The organism is Geovibrio thiophilus, from assembly GCF_004087915.1.
In the GTDB taxonomy this organism is placed as follows: Bacteria; Chrysiogenota; Deferribacteres; order Deferribacterales; family Geovibrionaceae; genus Geovibrio; species Geovibrio thiophilus.
This window is the reverse complement of sequence record NZ_CP035108.1, coordinates 1,088,518-1,104,089: the sequence shown is the minus strand read 5'-3', so window position 1 is coordinate 1,104,089 and position 15,572 is coordinate 1,088,518. Positions and strand designations below refer to the sequence as shown.

23 protein-coding genes are annotated in these 15,572 nt (G+C 46.4%); 6 read left to right on the top strand and 17 right to left on the bottom strand.

The window, feature by feature from the left end; translation table 11 throughout:
* Window positions 1-77 precede the first annotated feature (77 nt).
* A complete protein-coding gene (locus EP073_RS05195) occupies window positions 78-1,082 on the bottom strand; it encodes a sulfate ABC transporter substrate-binding protein (RefSeq protein WP_128466103.1) in 1,005 nt (334 codons plus the stop codon).
* A 173-nt stretch (window positions 1,083-1,255) separates the two neighbouring features.
* On the opposite strand from EP073_RS05195, the gene EP073_RS05190 reads away from it, so the two are divergent.
* Together EP073_RS05190 and EP073_RS13825 are read left to right on the top strand one after the other, a co-directional pair.
* Entirely contained in the window at window positions 1,256-1,732 is a 477-nt protein-coding gene (locus EP073_RS05190) for a YbaK/EbsC family protein (RefSeq protein WP_128466102.1), read from the top strand.
* Between the two features lie 108 nt (window positions 1,733-1,840).
* Window positions 1,841-2,011, top strand: a complete 171-nt coding sequence (locus EP073_RS13825) for a hypothetical protein (protein ID WP_164885280.1) — start codon at window positions 1,841-1,843, stop codon at window positions 2,009-2,011.
* A gap of 131 nt (window positions 2,012-2,142) precedes the next feature.
* Here EP073_RS13825 and EP073_RS05185 read toward each other — a convergent pair whose 3' ends face one another.
* The 3 genes from EP073_RS05185 to EP073_RS05175 all read right to left on the bottom strand — a co-directional run bounded on the left by EP073_RS05185 (window position 2,143) and on the right by EP073_RS05175 (window position 4,321).
* Window positions 2,143-2,991 (bottom strand): DMT family transporter, encoded by an 849-nt coding sequence (locus tag EP073_RS05185; RefSeq protein WP_164885279.1) that lies wholly within the window; start codon window positions 2,989-2,991, stop codon window positions 2,143-2,145.
* 167 nt (window positions 2,992-3,158) lie between these two features.
* Window positions 3,159-3,707 carry a hydrolase gene (locus tag EP073_RS05180; protein ID WP_128466100.1) on the bottom strand — a complete coding sequence of 183 codons (549 nt, stop codon included), beginning with the start codon at window positions 3,705-3,707 and terminating at the stop codon, window positions 3,159-3,161.
* A gap of 14 nt (window positions 3,708-3,721) precedes the next feature.
* On the bottom strand, window positions 3,722-4,321 hold the full coding sequence (locus EP073_RS05175; RefSeq protein WP_128466099.1) for an HAD-IA family hydrolase: 600 nt from the start codon (window positions 4,319-4,321) through the stop codon (window positions 3,722-3,724).
* A gap of 75 nt (window positions 4,322-4,396) precedes the next feature.
* Here EP073_RS05175 and mnmA point away from each other — a divergent pair, with 75 nt between their 5' ends.
* Both mnmA and larE read left to right on the top strand, forming a co-directional pair.
* Window positions 4,397-5,431, top strand: coding sequence for a tRNA 2-thiouridine(34) synthase MnmA (mnmA, locus tag EP073_RS05170; protein WP_128466098.1), 1,035 nt, complete (start codon window positions 4,397-4,399; stop codon window positions 5,429-5,431).
* The gene (larE, locus tag EP073_RS05165; RefSeq protein ID WP_164885278.1) at window positions 5,415-6,113 is read left to right on the top strand and encodes an ATP-dependent sacrificial sulfur transferase LarE; all 699 of its coding nucleotides are present in this window, start codon (window positions 5,415-5,417) and stop codon (window positions 6,111-6,113) included. Before mnmA ends, larE begins: the two co-directional genes overlap by 17 nt.
* On the opposite strand, the gene EP073_RS05160 is transcribed toward larE, so the two are convergent.
* Window positions 6,103-6,783: a flagellar brake protein gene (locus EP073_RS05160; RefSeq protein ID WP_128466096.1), complete on the bottom strand. Its 681-nt coding sequence runs from the start codon at window positions 6,781-6,783 to the stop codon at window positions 6,103-6,105. The genes larE and EP073_RS05160 overlap by 11 nt on opposite strands.
* Window positions 6,784-6,969: 186 nt before the next feature.
* Between EP073_RS05160 and EP073_RS05155 the strand changes: the two genes are divergently transcribed.
* Both EP073_RS05155 and EP073_RS05150 read left to right on the top strand, forming a co-directional pair.
* Complete coding sequence (locus tag EP073_RS05155) at window positions 6,970-7,545, top strand: hypothetical protein (protein WP_128466095.1); 576 nt, start codon at window positions 6,970-6,972, stop codon at window positions 7,543-7,545.
* Window positions 7,546-7,550: 5 nt separating this feature from the next.
* A complete protein-coding gene (locus EP073_RS05150) occupies window positions 7,551-8,297 on the top strand; it encodes a hypothetical protein (RefSeq protein WP_128466094.1) in 747 nt (248 codons plus the stop codon).
* Here the strand turns inward: EP073_RS05150 and EP073_RS05145 are convergent.
* The 12 genes from EP073_RS05145 to rplO form a co-directional block, all read right to left on the bottom strand.
* Entirely contained in the window at window positions 8,290-8,862 is a 573-nt protein-coding gene (locus EP073_RS05145; RefSeq protein ID WP_128466093.1) for a class II aldolase/adducin family protein, read from the bottom strand. The genes EP073_RS05150 and EP073_RS05145 overlap by 8 nt on opposite strands.
* Window positions 8,863-9,236: 374 nt before the next feature.
* Entirely contained in the window at window positions 9,237-9,593 is a 357-nt protein-coding gene (gene rplQ / locus EP073_RS05140; protein WP_128466092.1) for a 50S ribosomal protein L17, read from the bottom strand.
* Window positions 9,594-10,598 carry a DNA-directed RNA polymerase subunit alpha gene (locus EP073_RS05135; RefSeq protein WP_128466091.1) on the bottom strand — a complete coding sequence of 335 codons (1,005 nt, stop codon included), beginning with the start codon at window positions 10,596-10,598 and terminating at the stop codon, window positions 9,594-9,596. It abuts the gene before it with no gap.
* A 32-nt stretch (window positions 10,599-10,630) separates the two neighbouring features.
* On the bottom strand, window positions 10,631-11,257 hold the full coding sequence (gene rpsD, locus EP073_RS05130; RefSeq protein ID WP_128466090.1) for a 30S ribosomal protein S4: 627 nt from the start codon (window positions 11,255-11,257) through the stop codon (window positions 10,631-10,633).
* Between the two features lie 15 nt (window positions 11,258-11,272).
* On the bottom strand, window positions 11,273-11,662 hold the full coding sequence (gene rpsK, locus EP073_RS05125) for a 30S ribosomal protein S11 (RefSeq protein WP_128466089.1): 390 nt from the start codon (window positions 11,660-11,662) through the stop codon (window positions 11,273-11,275).
* A gap of 13 nt (window positions 11,663-11,675) precedes the next feature.
* Window positions 11,676-12,044 carry a 30S ribosomal protein S13 gene (rpsM, locus tag EP073_RS05120; protein WP_128466088.1) on the bottom strand — a complete coding sequence of 123 codons (369 nt, stop codon included), beginning with the start codon at window positions 12,042-12,044 and terminating at the stop codon, window positions 11,676-11,678.
* A 12-nt stretch (window positions 12,045-12,056) separates the two neighbouring features.
* Window positions 12,057-12,170, bottom strand: a complete 114-nt coding sequence (gene rpmJ / locus EP073_RS05115) for a 50S ribosomal protein L36 (RefSeq protein ID WP_128466087.1) — start codon at window positions 12,168-12,170, stop codon at window positions 12,057-12,059.
* A gap of 12 nt (window positions 12,171-12,182) precedes the next feature.
* A complete protein-coding gene (infA, locus tag EP073_RS05110; protein ID WP_128466086.1) occupies window positions 12,183-12,407 on the bottom strand; it encodes a translation initiation factor IF-1 in 225 nt (74 codons plus the stop codon).
* The gene (gene map / locus EP073_RS05105) at window positions 12,404-13,156 is read right to left on the bottom strand and encodes a type I methionyl aminopeptidase (protein WP_128466085.1); all 753 of its coding nucleotides are present in this window, start codon (window positions 13,154-13,156) and stop codon (window positions 12,404-12,406) included. The genes infA and map overlap by 4 nt, the downstream gene beginning before the upstream one ends.
* The gene (locus EP073_RS05100) at window positions 13,156-13,803 is read right to left on the bottom strand and encodes an adenylate kinase (protein ID WP_128466084.1); all 648 of its coding nucleotides are present in this window, start codon (window positions 13,801-13,803) and stop codon (window positions 13,156-13,158) included. Before EP073_RS05100 ends, map begins: the two co-directional genes overlap by 1 nt.
* A complete protein-coding gene (gene secY / locus EP073_RS05095) occupies window positions 13,800-15,116 on the bottom strand; it encodes a preprotein translocase subunit SecY (protein WP_128466083.1) in 1,317 nt (438 codons plus the stop codon). The genes EP073_RS05100 and secY overlap by 4 nt, the downstream gene beginning before the upstream one ends.
* Before the next feature lie 6 nt (window positions 15,117-15,122).
* Window positions 15,123-15,572 carry a 50S ribosomal protein L15 gene (gene rplO, locus EP073_RS05090; RefSeq protein WP_128466082.1) on the bottom strand — a complete coding sequence of 150 codons (450 nt, stop codon included), beginning with the start codon at window positions 15,570-15,572 and terminating at the stop codon, window positions 15,123-15,125.

Below are 15,572 nucleotides of genomic sequence, written 5' to 3'. Positions count from 1 at the left end.
AATTAAGAGGGATTATCTCAGTTCTGAGAAAAATCCCCCTCCCCCCTGAGGCAGATTTTATTCCGTATTGCGGAGTCTTATCTTTTGTAGATTTTGTCGAACGTGCCGCCGTCACTGAAATGGGCGGTCTGCGCCTTCTGCCATCCGCCGAAGACATCATCAATGGTGACAAGCTCGGTTTTCACAAATACATTACCGTATTTTTCAAGGACTTTCGGATCCCTCGGGCGGTAGTAGTGTTTACCGGCAAGCTCCTGCGCCTGCGGTGTGTAGAGGTATTCCAGATAGGCGTTTGCTGTTTCCAGTGTTCCCCGCTTATCCACAACCTTATCCACCACAGCTACAGGAGGCTCCGCAAGTATGCTCAGCGAAGGAACAACTATCTCGAACTTGCCCTTGCCGAGCTTATTCACCGCAAGGAAAGCCTCGTTCTCCCATGATATGAAAACATCGCCTATACCTCTCTCGACAAAGGTTATTGTTGCTCCTCTCGCACCGGAATCCAGCACGGGAACATTTTTGAAAAGAGCTGAAAGAAATTCCGCCGCTTTCGCTTCGCTGCCGTTGTTATGCTTCAGTGCGTAAGCCCATGCGGCAAGGTAGTTCCATCTGGCGCCGCCGGAAGTTTTCGGGTTCGGAGTAATAACGGAAACTCCGGGTTTAGTGAGGTCATTCCAGTCTTTAATATTTTTGGGGTTGCCTGCTCTCACGAGGAAAACAATTGTGGAGGTGTACGGAGAGCTGTTCTGCTTAAAGCGTTTCTGCCAGTCCGCAGGAATAAGGTTTGCTTTCTCATGCAGAGCATCCACATCATAAGCCAGTGCGAGAGTTACCACATCCGCCTCAAGCCCGTCGATGACAGAGCGTGCCTGCTTGCCGGAACCGCCGTGCGACTGCCTGACAGTTACTTTGTCCCCCGTCTTATCCAGCCAGTATTTTGCGAACGCTGAGTTGTACTCTTCATAAAATTCCCTTGTCGGGTCGTACGAAACATTCAGAAGCGTTACCTCTTTCGCAAACAGGCTCAAAGGAATAATTGTTAAGATAAAGACTGTTAAAAGTTTCCCTGTGACATTTTTCATGTTCGCCCTCCTATTATCCTGTGGATCGATAGATATTATAGATAAATTATAAAGTCAATAACAAATATGGATTTTGTGGATATTAAATTTTCAGTGATAACTGAATAAGTACTTAACTATTTCTCAATTTGAGGTTATATGATAAATAAAATCAAAAACAACGAAGGCATAACATGAAAAAACCGCAGGACAGCGTGGCAAAAGTGACCAACGCACTTAAGGAACTAGGTGTAAATACTGAAGTTCTCACATTTTCACAGTCGACCAAAACATCGCAGGAAGCGGCGGACGCCGCAGGGTGCGAGCTGGCTCAGATAGCAAAATCAATAGTTTTCAGGGCAAAAAAGGCTGACAAGGCAGTTCTCGTAATCACCAGCGGAATAAACAGAGTGGACACCAAGCTGATACGTGATCACCTCGGCGAAAAGCCCGACAAAGCTGACGCAGACTTTGTAAGAGATAAAACAGGCTACGTCATAGGCGGCGTTCCGGCAATCGCCCATAAGGAAGAACCGATAGTTTTTCTGGATGAAACACTTATACAGTTTGCTGAAATCTGGTCGGCAGCAGGTTCACCTTATTCCATCTATAAAATTACACCGCAGGAGCTTCTGCGTATTACGGGAGCGAAAGTAATCAAGGTCTGCTGAAAACACCATATGAAAACAAAAATATGGTATAGTTAAAAGCAAGGCAGGTGTTTTATGAATATTCTATTAGCCGTTTTTCTGTTTTTCTCTTCTCAGGCGACAGATTGCATGTCAATAACATCGGTTTCACAGTCTGATTCCACACTTTTATCCTATTCATATTCAGCAGAATACGAACGCAGAGGCTGCTGCTCCAAACACGGCGGAGTATGCGGATGCTCAAACGGCAGAGCCTTGTGCTGTGACGGAACACTGAGCCCTACGTGCGGGTGTGACTGATTTATATCGCTGAGCCCGCGTCCTGCGGCTCTGCTGACACAGCCCACTGTCATTGCGAACGTTAGTGAAGCAATCTCATATATTACAGCAGAATTTTAAGTTAATTCTCAGTCCGAACCGTTTTCCGGAGCTTATGTTGCTTTAGCTTTCTTATTGATCAGATAGACTGCGCAGAGAGCGATTGCTCCGCCTGTGAATGTGCTCCACGCAACCTTCTCACCCAAAAAAACCATGCTGAAAATCAATGCGCTCACAGGTACAAGAAACACAAACGAGCTCGCCTTGTCCGAGCCGAGCTTGGAAGCGCATATGAAATACACGGAAGAACCGAATGTGGTGGCAAATGCCGCAAGCAGAAAGAGATTCAGCCAGAACAACCCGTCAAAAGAAGCCATGCTGCCCACATCGCCTTTCATATAAACAAAGATGAAAATAGTTGTAAACAATGACAGATAAAAATTAAACCCGATAGGAGACAGAATGGTCTTAACTCTGGCGCTGAGGTTAGTGAGCACAGCCCATGTTACTGCCGCGAGAAGGAAAAAAACGTTGCCGCTGTGAAACAGGGCGTACCAGTCCATTTCCCATATTCTTAATATAAACCCTGCCCCTACTGCGCCTATGCAGAGCCCGATTATGTCCTTCACCAGAAACTCGCCGCGGGAAATAAGCTTATTTATCAGATAAGTAACCGCAGGAATGAGCGTTGTCGTCAGTACTCCGCCTATACTCGCCAGCCCCTTATTGAGTCCCATAAAGAAAAATAAGTTATATACCAAAAGAATAACAGCACCCAGAAGCGCAGCGAAAAAACCTGTTCTGCGAAACCGGAAACTCTCCCTGAGAACAATCATCACCGGAATAAGAGTGAGAGTGGTCAGGGCGAAGCGCCAGAAGATCAACTGTTCCGGCGCGGCGTAACGCACAAGAACCTTGGCGTTTATCCATGAACCGCCCCATGAGACCATCACAAGAAACATTAAAAACATCAGAACCATATTCGACATTTCCTATTTTATTACCAAATCAGAGAGTTTGAAAAGAGAAAACATGAAATGGATGTAAAGATTAAATCTTATCATTGATATTAAAGAGCTTTCCCGCCGAAAACAGTTTTTTCCGGCGGAAAAGAAGTATGATGCGGTAATTATTTTATAAGCTTTGAAACTTCCTTGAATTCCGGTGTTCCGGCAGCGCCCAAAAGCTGGAAAAGCACAGTTTCGGAAACAGTTACAACTGCTCCCGCCTTTTCCATAAACCTTAAGCCTATTTCCCAGTTGAACTTGGCGCGTGAGCATACGGAATCCGCGACAACGTGAACGTTGAACCCGTTTTCGATGAGGTCAACAGCGGTCTGAAGAACGCATACGTGTGTTTCCATACCCACGAGAATAAGGTTTTTCACGCCTTCATTTTTCAGTCTCTCAATAAAAGCCTTTTCACCGCAGCACGAGAAGGTTACTTTCTCAAAAAATTCTTCCCCTGCCTCTTCTGTGATTTCTTTAACCGTGCCGCCCAGCCCTTTGGTGTACTGCTGAGTGACGAGAACAGGGGATCCGATGATTTTAAAGCTTTTTATGAGCTTGATTATGTTGTTTCTGATACGCTCGTAAACCTTGGGATCCATAGCGGGGATAAGTTTTTCCTGAACATCAATCACTATAAGCGCCGTGTCTTCCTTAGAAATTCTGAACATAAGCAACCTCCGTACTAAATTTCCACATATTTTTTCAGTTCATCAGCCGTCTGCTCAAAGGTTTCATACAGTACGGCATTCATCCCCACGCCGAGCGCACGGGCGATATTTCCCTTATTATCATCAATAAACACCGCTTCCTGCGGAAAAATGTTCAGCTTATTACATGTTTCTGTAAAATATGAGGGGCTCTGCTTGCTGTTTCCGTCATGATAGGAGTTAAAAACGTGCTGAAAACTCTTGAAAAAACCGTCTCTTTCGTTCAGCTCGTCCAGCCAGTGAGTCTGGTCACTTAAGATTGCTGTCCTGTATTTTCTGCCAAGATTTTCAGCCATTTCAATTACATACGGGCGTACAACAAATCTGGGGAGTATCTCATTTTTCAGTTCCGTGGCGCTCATAGGAAGGTTGATCAGTGTCTTCACATGAGTCCAGTAGCCGTATTCGTCAACCTTACCCAAGCAGAAGCCTGTATCGTGGATAGCCTGAACACAGAGTTCAAAGAAGCTCTCAGGCTCATGACCGCATTTTGCGGCGATTATCCTCACCCCTTTTGCCCAGCCTTCCTCGGCTATCACTCCGCCGAAATCGAAAATAACAGTTGAAACTTTCATCAAATCCCTTTTAATACATACTGTTCATAATAAGTGCTAGCATCCCGTATTAAAAAAGTAAAGAAAGGAAAATACATGAAAGAAAAAGTAATGGTGGCGATGAGCGGCGGTGTGGACAGCACGACCTGCGCCATGCTTATGCTTGAACAGGGTTACGATGTGACAGGAGTCACCCTGCATCTTTTTGACGGGCAGGAAAAAGCCCTTGAGGACGCCGAAGCCTGCGCAAAACAGCTCGGTATAAAGTGGTATGCCGCTGACTGCCGCAAATTCTTCGGAGAGGATGTCATATCCTACTTCATCCGCACATATAAGCTGGGCAAAACCCCTAACCCCTGCTGCCACTGCAACCACGGGGCGAAATTCAACTACCTGTACAGAGAGATGAAGGCGGAGGGCTGCACGGCGCTTATCTCCGGACACTACGCCCGCATAGCTGAGCGCGGCGGCAGAAAGCTTGTGGCAAAAGGGCTGGATAAAAATAAGGATCAGTCCTATTATTTATGTCTGATGGAGCCTTATCAGCTTGATGTGGTCCGCTTTCCTCTTGGAGAGATGACAAAGAGCCGGACGCGGGAACTGGCAAAAAACTACGGTCTTGCGGTTGCGGATAAAAAAGACAGTCAGGAAGTCTGTTTCCTCATGGGCGGCGACTACAGGGATTACCTTCGTGCAAAGCTTAAGGATAAGGATATAAAGAAAGGAAACTTCATACTCGACGGCAAACCCCTGAAGCAGCATGACGGCATAGTCTTCTACACCGTCGGACAGAGAAAGGGATTGGGCATCGGCTATCACGAGCCGCTTTACGTAAGTTCCATAGACCCGAAAACGGGCGATGTGCATCTGGGTGTCAAAGAAGAATCAGCAAAACGGGGCGTAAAGCTGAAAGACTGTGTCTTTGCAGGCGCAGACAGCTATATCCGCAGGGCGAAAGCCCGCCTAAGGTACAGAATGACGGAAGCTCCATGCACCCTTGAGATCCTCCCCGAAGACAAGGCAGTGCTGCTTTTTGACGAACCGCAGTTTTCCCCCGCGCCGGGGCAGGTCGCGGCGGTATATGATGACGAGGTGCTGCTTGGCGGCGGTTTTATTGAATCGGTATTTTGAAAAGTTCGGCAAAGCAATAGTCGCCTTCAGCGGCGGCGCGGACAGCACGGCAGTTCTAATGCTGGCGGCTGAGTATCTCGGAGCGGACAATGTTGTCGCCGTTACCATGGAATCTCCGCACATCTTCTGGTATCAGGTGGAAAACGCCCGTAAAACAGCCTCCCGTCTGGGTGTGCAGTGGGTCTCAAAAAAGCTGAATATCACTGACGAGTTTCTGGAAAACAAGCCCAACAGGTGCTATGTCTGTAAGAGAGAGATTCTCAAGTCCATCACCGAAACAGCCATAGAAAAAGGCATTGAGCATATCTTTGACGGCACGAACATAGAAGACACCAAGGAGTACCGTCCGGGAATGGCAGCCTTAATAGAATACGGCATTGTCTCTCCCCTGCTGGATAACGAGCTGGGAAAGGAATTTGTGCACAAAACAATAGCACCGCTCATCGCTGACGGTTTCGTATTCCCCAACGATTCCTGCGTGGCGACAAGGATAAACGGCATAATAACAAAAGACAGGCTGAGAGCTGTGGAAACCGCCGAGAACGGTCTGAGAGACGAGTTTGACGGGATACGCATGCGCCTGTTTGATAACCCACCCAGAGTACTGTTTAAACGCCCTAAGGCGCTGAATGCGGAACAGCTCCGCAAACTCAGTACGGCACTGAAAAAAGCTATCCCCTAATCTGCTTAAGCTCTATCTGACGTTTGAAAACGTATTTGATCAGCTGGTTGCGCTCGGATTCTTTCTTAAAATAGAACTCCACGCTTATCTGATTCTTCCCCTCAAGGCGGACTGTGCGTATCACCTTGCCGTGCAGAACCTGCCCCTTTCCCAGCATCTCCGATAAATCCACGCTCACGTGCTGCCCCTTAGCTGTTTCCGCCTCAGTGATAAGCCTGCACCCTCCGCCGGAGAGATCGACGATTGTGCACTCTGCGGAATCATACGGCACGCTTGTTTTTTCACCCGGTGAAGAAGGATGAAACAGAGCTATGCTCCCCTTTATCCTTGTGGAAACCCTGAAAAAATCCCTGAGCTGGTTGCGTTCAAGCTGTTCGGGTCTGCGCAGCTTGAGTAAATATATTGATCCGGTTTTAACTCTCCCGAGAACAGCGGTCTCAAATCTGTATCTGCTGTCCGGTCCCATGAAGCTCACTTCCGCCTTTGTCCCGGGGATGAGGGGAACAGGTATGCCTCCGCTGGAGGGCATTGCGGCAAGTATGCTTCCGTCACGGTCAAAATCCTCGACTCTCGAATCATAACTCCCCGCATAGTCTCCGTTTGTAACGATGAGAGTAATTTTCGTATTTACAGTAAAAAGTTTATCGAAATCATTTATCAGTTCTGCCATAAGTTTTTTATACAGGACTTTACGCAGCTCTTCAACATTTTCCTAAGTGCTGTTAAGCCAATAAATTTTATCTGAAACTCAGCATGCTCCTTTTTAATTTTCTTCCATTCTCCGTTATTATACGTATAATTATCTTTCGCATATCCCCTCGCATTTGAGGGGATATGATTTTATATGAGGTAGTTAATGGACAAAGCCAGCCTTGAAATCGAAAATTTTGACATTCTTGACGGAGACGTTCTCATGGAACTGGATGATTTTTCCAAGCTTCTATGGGTGTGGATCAATGAGGATGTCCTGTCGGTTTTGCCCGAAAGACCTTCCATAGGTTCAGGCTCTTTGCAGACTGATCCTGTTGCGGAGTATAAGTATATTTTCTTTATCCACTACTTCAACCTGCTTATGGTTCATGTTCTGGGTCACAGTCTCGGCAAATACAGATCGTTTGCCAGAAGACACCTTTCTGACAAAAATATGAGGGATTTCCTCACAAAAAAACAGAGCATTCAGGATATACTTGCTAAAAATCTTAAAAACATCACAGTGCTTAACGCTATCATCCGTAACTTCATATCAAAACTGATGGAAAACGGAATAAGCACTCAAAGACTGGACAGCAGTCTTGATATGCACTATCTTAACGCTGTGTCTGTTGTTGTTCCCAACATCAGGAAAAACACAGCCCTGAGAAGCCATATTATACCGCTGGTGATTGAAGACGCTTCTCTCATGGGGAGATTGAAAAGACTTTTCAGCAAGTAGGTAAAATGAACAATATCAAACTTATAAGAGTTAAACAAAAGCTCGGCGCAGGCGACCGTGTATTTGCTTACGTCATGGTAAATGTACGAACAAAGAAGCATGGTCACTCGGAAACCATCAGTGTGGATGTTACACCGATTATAAAAGACGAGCTCCTCAGCGGTGTGCCCGATGAAGACCCTTCCAAAACATCCCCTCTTGATGATAAAACCAACAGATTCACAGCCACAGCGGACGCCAACAGGGAAACTGTAACCATCGCCGCAGGTCCCAGAATGATGATTGGTTCAAGTATAAGAGACAAGGGAGTGGGAACCTTCGCACTTAACGAGATCATCCGATGGATGATAGTAAAATACCCTAACTACATGGTAGACATAGTCAATATTTCCTCATCCTTCCTTCCTGATGAAGAGGAGAGAAAAAAAGCCGTACACTTCTTCTTAAATTTCGGATTTGATTTCAAGGAAAATAACGGACTGCCATATGAAGGGACAATGGAAGCCGTTCTCTGCATGAATCTCCATGAACATATGAACCGCTCAAAGGTCGACGAAATCGACATCAGCAAGTTCATAAGAGAACTCCTGCGGGAACGCTACATGATTGAGGAAACCATCAAAAATCAGGGCAGACTCATACAGGAGCACGAGGTTTTCAGAAACAAGGCTGAAAAGGACAGGTTTGCCAGTGTGCTCATCAACATACTGACTGTTTTAGGCATCCTTTTCCTGCTGTTCTATCTCAGATAATTCCGTTCTTCATGAAAAGCTTTTTCATCAGAAGCGCTTTGGCATAAAACTCCAGACCGGAGATATATACATAACATTCTTTAAGCGTGTCACCCACGGCAAATACCCCGTGATCCTTCACAATGACAATTTTGTTCATAGTAAGCCCTTCCGCAACGCTTTCAGCCAGTTCATCCGTACCGCTTTTTCCTGTAACAACAGGAACGTATTTAAGAAACGGGAGAATCTCCGCAGCGCTGAAGCACGCGGCTTCCTTAAAAAAGTCCCCGGCTAAGATTGAGAAAACAGTATGGGCGTGCATCACCCTTTTTGCTCCTGTTTCCTTAATTATTTTTCGGTGAACACAGAGTTCTGTTGTCGCCAGCTTGTCATTGGGACAGGCATTATCAAGATATACCTCAACAATATTATCATCTTCAAGCTCATCAAGCATTGAGCCTGTTTTCGTGGCATAGAGCACACCGTTTTCATAAGCCGATATATTACCGAAAAATGAAGTTGTAAGTCCGTTTTCAACAAGCTTTCTGCCGAACTTTGAAATTTCAGCCTTCACTGCTGTTCCCATCCAAATACCCGCCGTTTAATTAGTGACCGCTGTGTTCTGTTTTGAGTCTAAGTGTTTTACAGAACAGCTTTATATATGTTATCGGAAGTATAAACCATTTAGACAAAAGAGCAAATATATTTTTTGACACAAATTTTACATGCTCATATAAGTAAAAAGCTATGCTCTGTATAACATTGAAAGCCAGAAATCATAAAGTCGTAAGTTAATGAGGCTTGAGGCTACGAAGAAGAAAGAATGTAAGTTTGACAACAAATACTGCCAGACTTAAAAGATGAAAAAAAATCAGAAACTTATAATCAAAGGAACACCGAAGCTGTCAGACCGCCGTCAGGCGAAAAAAAAGGCGGCTCAAATGAACCGCCTTATATATCTTACTCTTTAACAAGCTCGATAATCGCCATATCCGCCTGATCGCCTTTGCGATAGCCGGTTTTGACTATTCTGGTGTAACCGCCGGGGCGTTCTTTAAATTTCGGAGCCACTTCATCAAAAAGGAGATTGACTACCTTTTTGTTGGGGAGCCTTCTCAGCACGAGTCTTCTCGCTGAAAGGTCGCCGACCTTGCCGAAAGTTATCAGGGGCTCGACAAACGAACGGAGAGCTTTTGCTCTTGTTACGGTTGTCTCAATTCTGCCGTGCTCAATCAGGAAACCTGCCATACTTCTGAGCATGGAGAATCTGTGCGCCGTCGGCCTGCCGAGTTTTTTGCCGCTTTTTCTATGACGCATCTATTCATCCTCCGAATCTGAATTCACATAACCTATAGCCTCAAGATCCATTCCCAGTCCGAGACCGAGTTCGTGGAGAACTTTTTTGATCTCCTCAAGGGATTTGCGGCCGAAGTTTTTAGTTTTGAGCATTTCGCTGTCCGTCTTCCTGCAAAGTTCAGCCAGTGTTTTGATGTTGGCATTCTTCAGGCAGTTATAAGCCCTGACGGAGAGTTCAAGCTCCTCAATGCTCTTATCAAGAAGATCAAAAAGCTGATCGTTCTTGCTGGATTCATCGACATCGGAATCTTCAACCTCGGGCTCTTCAAAGTTGATGAAGAGGTTCATATGATCCTTCACTATCTTGGCGGCGAAAGCTATCGCGTCCTCGGGAGTGATGGAGCCGTCTGTCTCTACTTCTATGATGAGCTTGTCATAGTCGGTACTCTGACCGACACGCGCGTTTTCGACAAAGTAGTTTACCCTTTTGATGGGCGAGAAAATCGCGTCAACGGGAATCATGTCAACTTCGTCTATATCCTTTTCAAATTCTTCAGCGGGAACATAACCAAGACCTCTCTGAATGAGAAGCTCCATGTAGAGCTCAGTATCAGAATCGGTCAGGGTGCAGATGATCTGCTCAGGATTAAGCACTTCAAGCTGGCCTTCGCCTCTTATGTCACCGGAGGTAACAGGGCCTTCGCCTTTTTTCCTGATGTAGAATCTTCTCTGCTCATGCACGCCGAGTTTAAGATCAAGCGCTTTAAGGTTGAGAATTATGTCAACTATATCTTCGTAAACACCCGGAAGTGTACTGAACTCGTTGGTAACGCCCTCGATCTTAACGCCCACCACAGCAGTGCCTTCGATGGAGGAAAGCATCACCCTGCGAAGAGCATTTCCCACGGTGATACCGAAACCTTTCTCATAGGGTTCAGCTACGTACTTTCCGTATTTGGATGTAACTTCGCCTACAGGCTCGATTTTCCTGGGCTTTATTATTTCATGAAAGTTCATGATGATCATACGGATGTCCTCCGGTTACATTAAGCTACTTACTACTTAGAGTACAGTTCCACTATAAGGTGTTCGTGAATCTCGTAGTTTATATCAGTCCTTTCAGGGAGTCTAACGACCTGAGTTTTCTTGCCGTCTTTGTCAAGAGTCAGCCACTCGGGTATTCCTCTTCCTTCAGCAGTGTCAAGACACTCTTTCACACGTACGTGATCGCCTGATTTTTCTCTAACTTCGATAACCTCACCCGCTTTAACTATGAAAGAGGGGATGTTGACCTTGCGTCCGTTTACAAGGAAATGAGCATGGCGAACCATCTGTCTGGCTTCCTTGCGGCTTCCTGCAAAACCTGCTCTGTAGACTACGTTATCCAGCCTTCTTTCAAGAAGTGAAAGAAGATTTTCACCGGTAATGCCCTGCATTCTGGCTGCCTTTTCAAAGTAAAGGCGGAACTGTGCTTCAAGGATACCGTAAAATCTTTTAACTTTCTGTTTTTCCCTAAGCTGCTGACCGTAGTCGCTGAGTTTTTTCCTGAGCTGACCGTGCTGGCCGGGAGGGTACGCTTTTTTCTCAATACCGCATTTATCTTTATAGCAACGCTCGCCTTTGAGGTAAAGTTTTGTACCTTCACGCCTGCAGAGCTTGCAAACTGCGCCTGTATACCTAGCCAATTTGAACCTCCAACCTTATACTCTTCTCTTTTTACGGGGTCTGCATCCGTTGTGCGGAACAGGGGTTACGTCTCTGATGAGAGTAATCTTGATTCCCGCAGCCTGAATCGCTCTGATGGCGCTTTCGCGTCCGGAGCCGGGTCCCTTAACGTTGACCTCCACTTCTCTCATGCCGTTTTCCATTGCTTTTTTAGCAGCGGCCTCAGCGGAAAGCTGAGCGGCGAAAGGAGTGGATTTCCTTGAGTTTTTAAAACCGTTGCATCCGCCGGCAGACCAGCAGATGACATTACCGCCCATGTCGGTAAAGGAAACGATTGTATTGTTGAAGGTTGAGTTTATATGCGCGACGCCTTTAGGTACATTTTTCCTGTCGCGTTTTTTAGCTGTTTTTTTAGCTTTTGCCATTTCGAACTACCCTCTACTTCCTCTTGATACCGCGTTTGCCCGCAAGACCCCTTCTGGTTCTTGCGTTGCTTCTGGTTTTCTGACCGCGGCAGGGGAGGTGCATCTTGTGCCTCTGTCCTCTGTAACAGTTGATTTCCATGAGCCTTTTAACGTTAAGCGCGATGTCTTTTCTGAGATCGCCCTCAACCTTGAGGTTGGCTTCAATATAAAGCCTGATTTCAGATATTTCGGTTTCCGTGAGGTCACCGATTCTTTTCTCAAGCGATATATTAGTCTCCTTAAGTATGGACATGGCTAAATGACGGCCTACGCCATATATATGAGTAAGTCCGATTTCAACTTTTTTGTTGTTGGGAATATCAACACCAGCTATACGTGCCACTTGAAATCCTCCTTAGCCCTGTCTCTGTTTGTGTCTGGGGTTTTCACATATCACCCTTACGACACCTTTTCTTTTTACAATTTTGCATTTACTGCAAATAGGCTTCACACTTGCCCTGACCTTCATTTCTGCACCCCGTTACTTCTTGTGACGGTAGGTTATCCTGCCTCTTGAAAGGTCATACGGGGATAACTCTACGGTTACTTTGTCTCCGGGCAGTATTCGGATGAAATGCATCCTCATTTTCCCGGAAAGGTGAGCAAGGATAACATGCTTGTTTTCCAGCTCAACTTTGAACATAGCATTGGGCAACGCCTCAACGACTGTACCGACAATCTCGATTACATCGTCCTTTTTGCTCATACGCTCCCTATTGTAAGTATCTCCGGTCCCTTTCCCGTTATCGCAACGGTATTTTCGTAATGTGCCGCCAAACTGCTGTCCGCGGTGACAGCAGTCCAGCCATCAGAGAGGGTTTTGGTTTCATAAGAACCGGCTGTGACCATCGGCTCAACGGCTATAACCATACCTTCCTTCAGCCTGAGTCCCCTTCCGGGGCGACCAAAGTTCGGTATGGTGGGCTCTTCATGCATGCTTCGCCCTATACCGTGACCGAAAAAGTCTCTCACGACAGCAAAACCGTTTTTTTCAACGGTCTGCTGAACTGCGCTGGATATATCGGAAAGCCTGTTTCCGACCCGTGCATTTTCTATCCCATTAAAAAAAGATTCCTCAGTAACACGGATCAGCCTTGCGGCTTCTTCGGAGATCTGACCCACAGGGTAAGTTCTCGCTGCGTCACCATGGAAACCTTCTTTGAATGCGCCTACATCTACCGTAATAATATCGCCCTCTTTCAGAGTTCTCTCAGACGGTATCCCGTGTACTACCACCTCGTTAACCGAAGCGCAGACACTTGCCGGATACCCGTGATAACCCTTAAAGGACGGAAAGGCAGACCGAGAGTTTATTATATTTTCAGCAAACTTGTCAATATCTTTTGTTGAGATACCGGGCTTGATGAATGAGGAGAGCTTATCGAGAACCTCCCATACGATTCCGCAGGGTATTCTCATAAGCTCTATCTCTTTCTGTGACTTGAGGAAAACCATTAACCAAGTATTCCTTTTATCTTTTCATAAACGCCGTCGGGATTTCCTTCACCGTCAACTTCATAAAACCTTCCGCTGTCAGCGTAATAGCCTTTAAGAAGTGAAGTGGTTTCGTGGTAAACCTTAAGGCGGTTTTTAATCGTCTCTTCCCTGTCGTCATCTCTGTGAGTGAGCGTGCCGCCGCAAAGGTCGCATACTCCGCCCACTTTAGGAGGATTGTACTTAATGTGGTAGACTTTGCCGTCTTTGGGGCAGCTTCTTCTGCCTACAGCTCTCTCCACAAGAAGTTCATCCGCCACATTGAGGCTGATTATCTGGGTGATCTCAGTTTTGAGATCGTTTTTAAGCATAGAATCAAGCGCTTCCGCCTGCGCTATGGTTCTGGGGAAGCCGTCAAAGATCACGCCCTCTGCGCAGTCGGGAGAGGCAAGCCTGTCCTTCATAAGACCGATTATAAGGGCGTCAGGCACAAGCTGTCCTGCGTCCATATACATCTTTGCCTCTTTGCCGAGTGGTGTCTGATCCTTCACTGCCTGACGGAGAAGGTCACCGGTGGAAATCTGCACCAGACCGTAGTCACGGATAATATATGCAGACTGAGTTCCTTTTCCTGCTCCGGGAGGTCCGAGAAATATCATATTTATCATATGAGACTTCTCCCTTTTATTCTGCCCTTTTTAAGAAAACCGTCATAGTTGTGTGACACAAGATGCGTTTCTATCTTGCTGATTACGTCCATACCCACGCCAATCACGATCAGAAGGCTTGTTCCGCCGAAATAGAAAGGAACATTGAATCCTGATATGAAAAGCTGCGGCAGAAGAGCAACAGCCGAAAGATAAACAGCGCCTACGAAGGTCAGCCTCGAAAGTACATAATCTATAAATGCCGCAGTGTGTTCACCGGGTCTTTTACCGGGGATCACTCCGCCGCCTTTGTTGATATTTTCCGCTATGTCGGTCGGGTTGAAGATGATCGAAGTGTAGAAGTAAGTAAAGAAGATGATCATCACAAGCGAGAAGACATAATACATAGCCGAGCTGGGAGTGAACCAGAAGCTTATTTTCTGCACTATTTCGTTTGTGGAAAAAGTGGCAAGCGTACTGGGAACAGCCAGAATCGACATGGCGAAGATTATGGGGATAACGCCCGCGGGGTTCAGCTTGAGAGGAAGATATGAACTGTTCACATTTCCGTGCTGAGGTCCTGCCGCAACCCTTTTGACGTGCTGAATAGGCAGACGCCGCTGGGAGGTTTCCATAAAAACAATCGCTGCCGTGACAGCAAGTATGATGGCAATAACAACGATAAGCGTAATTATCTGGAGCTCACCTGACTGAACAAGGGTAAATGTTCTGCTGATAGCTGACGGAAAAGATGCCACGATACCTGCGAAGATCAGAACGGAAATACCGTTTCCGAGTCCGCGTTCGGTAATTTTTTCACCGAGCCACATCAGGAAGATAGTACCTGTTGTGAGAGTAATCATGGTAACCAGTCTGAAGCCCCAGCCGGGGAACATTACCACATGAACTCCGCCGGGGGAGGTCATGCTTTCAAGACCGATAGAGATACCCATACCCTGAACGGCACTGATCAAAACCGTGCCGTAGCGGGTATATTTTGTGATTTTTTCCCTGCCCTCATTACCCTGCTTTTTGAGCTCCGAAAGGTGCGGAACCGCAACCGTAAGGAGCTCAAGTATAATAGCAGCGGATATATAAGGCATAATACCGAGACCGAATACCGTAAGCTTTGACAGGGCGCCCCCGGTGAACATGTCGAAGAAACCGAGAAGGTTTCCGGACTGTTGAGCAAAAAACTCACTGAGTGCGCCGCCGTCAATACCGGGAGTCGGCACATGAGCGCCGATCCTGTATATGAAGAGGAAAAGAAGCGTATAAAGAATCCTTTTCCTCAGCTCCGGTATCGAGAAAATATCCTCGAATTTCTTCAACATACCTTATTACTCCGGAGTAACTACTTCTCCGCCTGCCGCTTTGATTTTCTCAGCAGCAGCAGCGGATACTTTTTCAACATCAAACTTAAGTTTTTTGCTGAGTTCTCCGTCACCGAGAACCTTGATGCCGTCTTTATTGCCGCGGACAAGCCCTTTCTCTTTAAGAGTAAGAACATTGACCTCTTCGCCGTCGTTAAAGCGGTTGTTTATATCTTCAAGGTTAACGATCTCATAAACTGTGGCAAAACGGGCGTTGTTGAAGCCTCTTTTAGGGAGTCTTCTGGTAAGGGGCATCTGACCGCCTTCAAATCCGGGTCTTGTGCCCCCGCCTGAACGCGCTTTCTGTCCCTTTGTACCCTTGCCGGCAGTGGTACCCTGACCGCTTGCTGAACCGCGGCCGAGTCTTTTTCTCTTCTTTCTGGCGCCTTCGGCAGGCCTGAGATCATGAAGTTCCAT

Bases quoted from the DNA above. Each gene is read 5' to 3' on its own strand.
- EP073_RS05195 (WP_128466103.1), bottom strand. From the start codon at position 1,082: ATGAAAAATGTCACAGGGAAACTTTTAACAGTCTTTATCTTAACAATT.
- EP073_RS05190 (WP_128466102.1), top strand. From the start codon at position 1,256: ATGAAAAAACCGCAGGACAGCGTGGCAAAAGTGACCAACGCACTTAAG.
- EP073_RS13825 (WP_164885280.1), top strand. From the start codon at position 1,841: ATGTCAATAACATCGGTTTCACAGTCTGATTCCACACTTTTATCCTAT.
- EP073_RS05185 (WP_164885279.1), bottom strand. From the start codon at position 2,991: ATGTTTCTTGTGATGGTCTCATGGGGCGGTTCATGGATAAACGCCAAG.
- EP073_RS05180 (WP_128466100.1), bottom strand. From the start codon at position 3,707: ATGTTCAGAATTTCTAAGGAAGACACGGCGCTTATAGTGATTGATGTT.
- EP073_RS05175 (WP_128466099.1), bottom strand. From the start codon at position 4,321: ATGAAAGTTTCAACTGTTATTTTCGATTTCGGCGGAGTGATAGCCGAG.
- mnmA (WP_128466098.1), top strand. From the start codon at position 4,397: ATGAAAGAAAAAGTAATGGTGGCGATGAGCGGCGGTGTGGACAGCACG.
- EP073_RS05160 (WP_128466096.1), bottom strand. From the start codon at position 6,783: ATGGCAGAACTGATAAATGATTTCGATAAACTTTTTACTGTAAATACG.
- EP073_RS05155 (WP_128466095.1), top strand. From the start codon at position 6,970: ATGGACAAAGCCAGCCTTGAAATCGAAAATTTTGACATTCTTGACGGA.
- EP073_RS05150 (WP_128466094.1), top strand. From the start codon at position 7,551: ATGAACAATATCAAACTTATAAGAGTTAAACAAAAGCTCGGCGCAGGC.
- EP073_RS05145 (WP_128466093.1), bottom strand. From the start codon at position 8,862: ATGGGAACAGCAGTGAAGGCTGAAATTTCAAAGTTCGGCAGAAAGCTT.
- rplQ (WP_128466092.1), bottom strand. From the start codon at position 9,593: ATGCGTCATAGAAAAAGCGGCAAAAAACTCGGCAGGCCGACGGCGCAC.
- EP073_RS05135 (WP_128466091.1), bottom strand. From the start codon at position 10,598: ATGATCATCATGAACTTTCATGAAATAATAAAGCCCAGGAAAATCGAG.
- rpsK (WP_128466089.1), bottom strand. From the start codon at position 11,662: ATGGCAAAAGCTAAAAAAACAGCTAAAAAACGCGACAGGAAAAATGTA.
- rpmJ (WP_128466087.1), bottom strand. From the start codon at position 12,170: ATGAAGGTCAGGGCAAGTGTGAAGCCTATTTGCAGTAAATGCAAAATT.
- infA (WP_128466086.1), bottom strand. From the start codon at position 12,407: ATGAGCAAAAAGGACGATGTAATCGAGATTGTCGGTACAGTCGTTGAG.
- map (WP_128466085.1), bottom strand. From the start codon at position 13,156: ATGGTTTTCCTCAAGTCACAGAAAGAGATAGAGCTTATGAGAATACCC.
- EP073_RS05100 (WP_128466084.1), bottom strand. From the start codon at position 13,803: ATGATAAATATGATATTTCTCGGACCTCCCGGAGCAGGAAAAGGAACT.
- secY (WP_128466083.1), bottom strand. From the start codon at position 15,116: ATGTTGAAGAAATTCGAGGATATTTTCTCGATACCGGAGCTGAGGAAA.
- rplO (WP_128466082.1), bottom strand. From the start codon at position 15,572: ATGGAACTTCATGATCTCAGGCCTGCCGAAGGCGCCAGAAAGAAGAGA.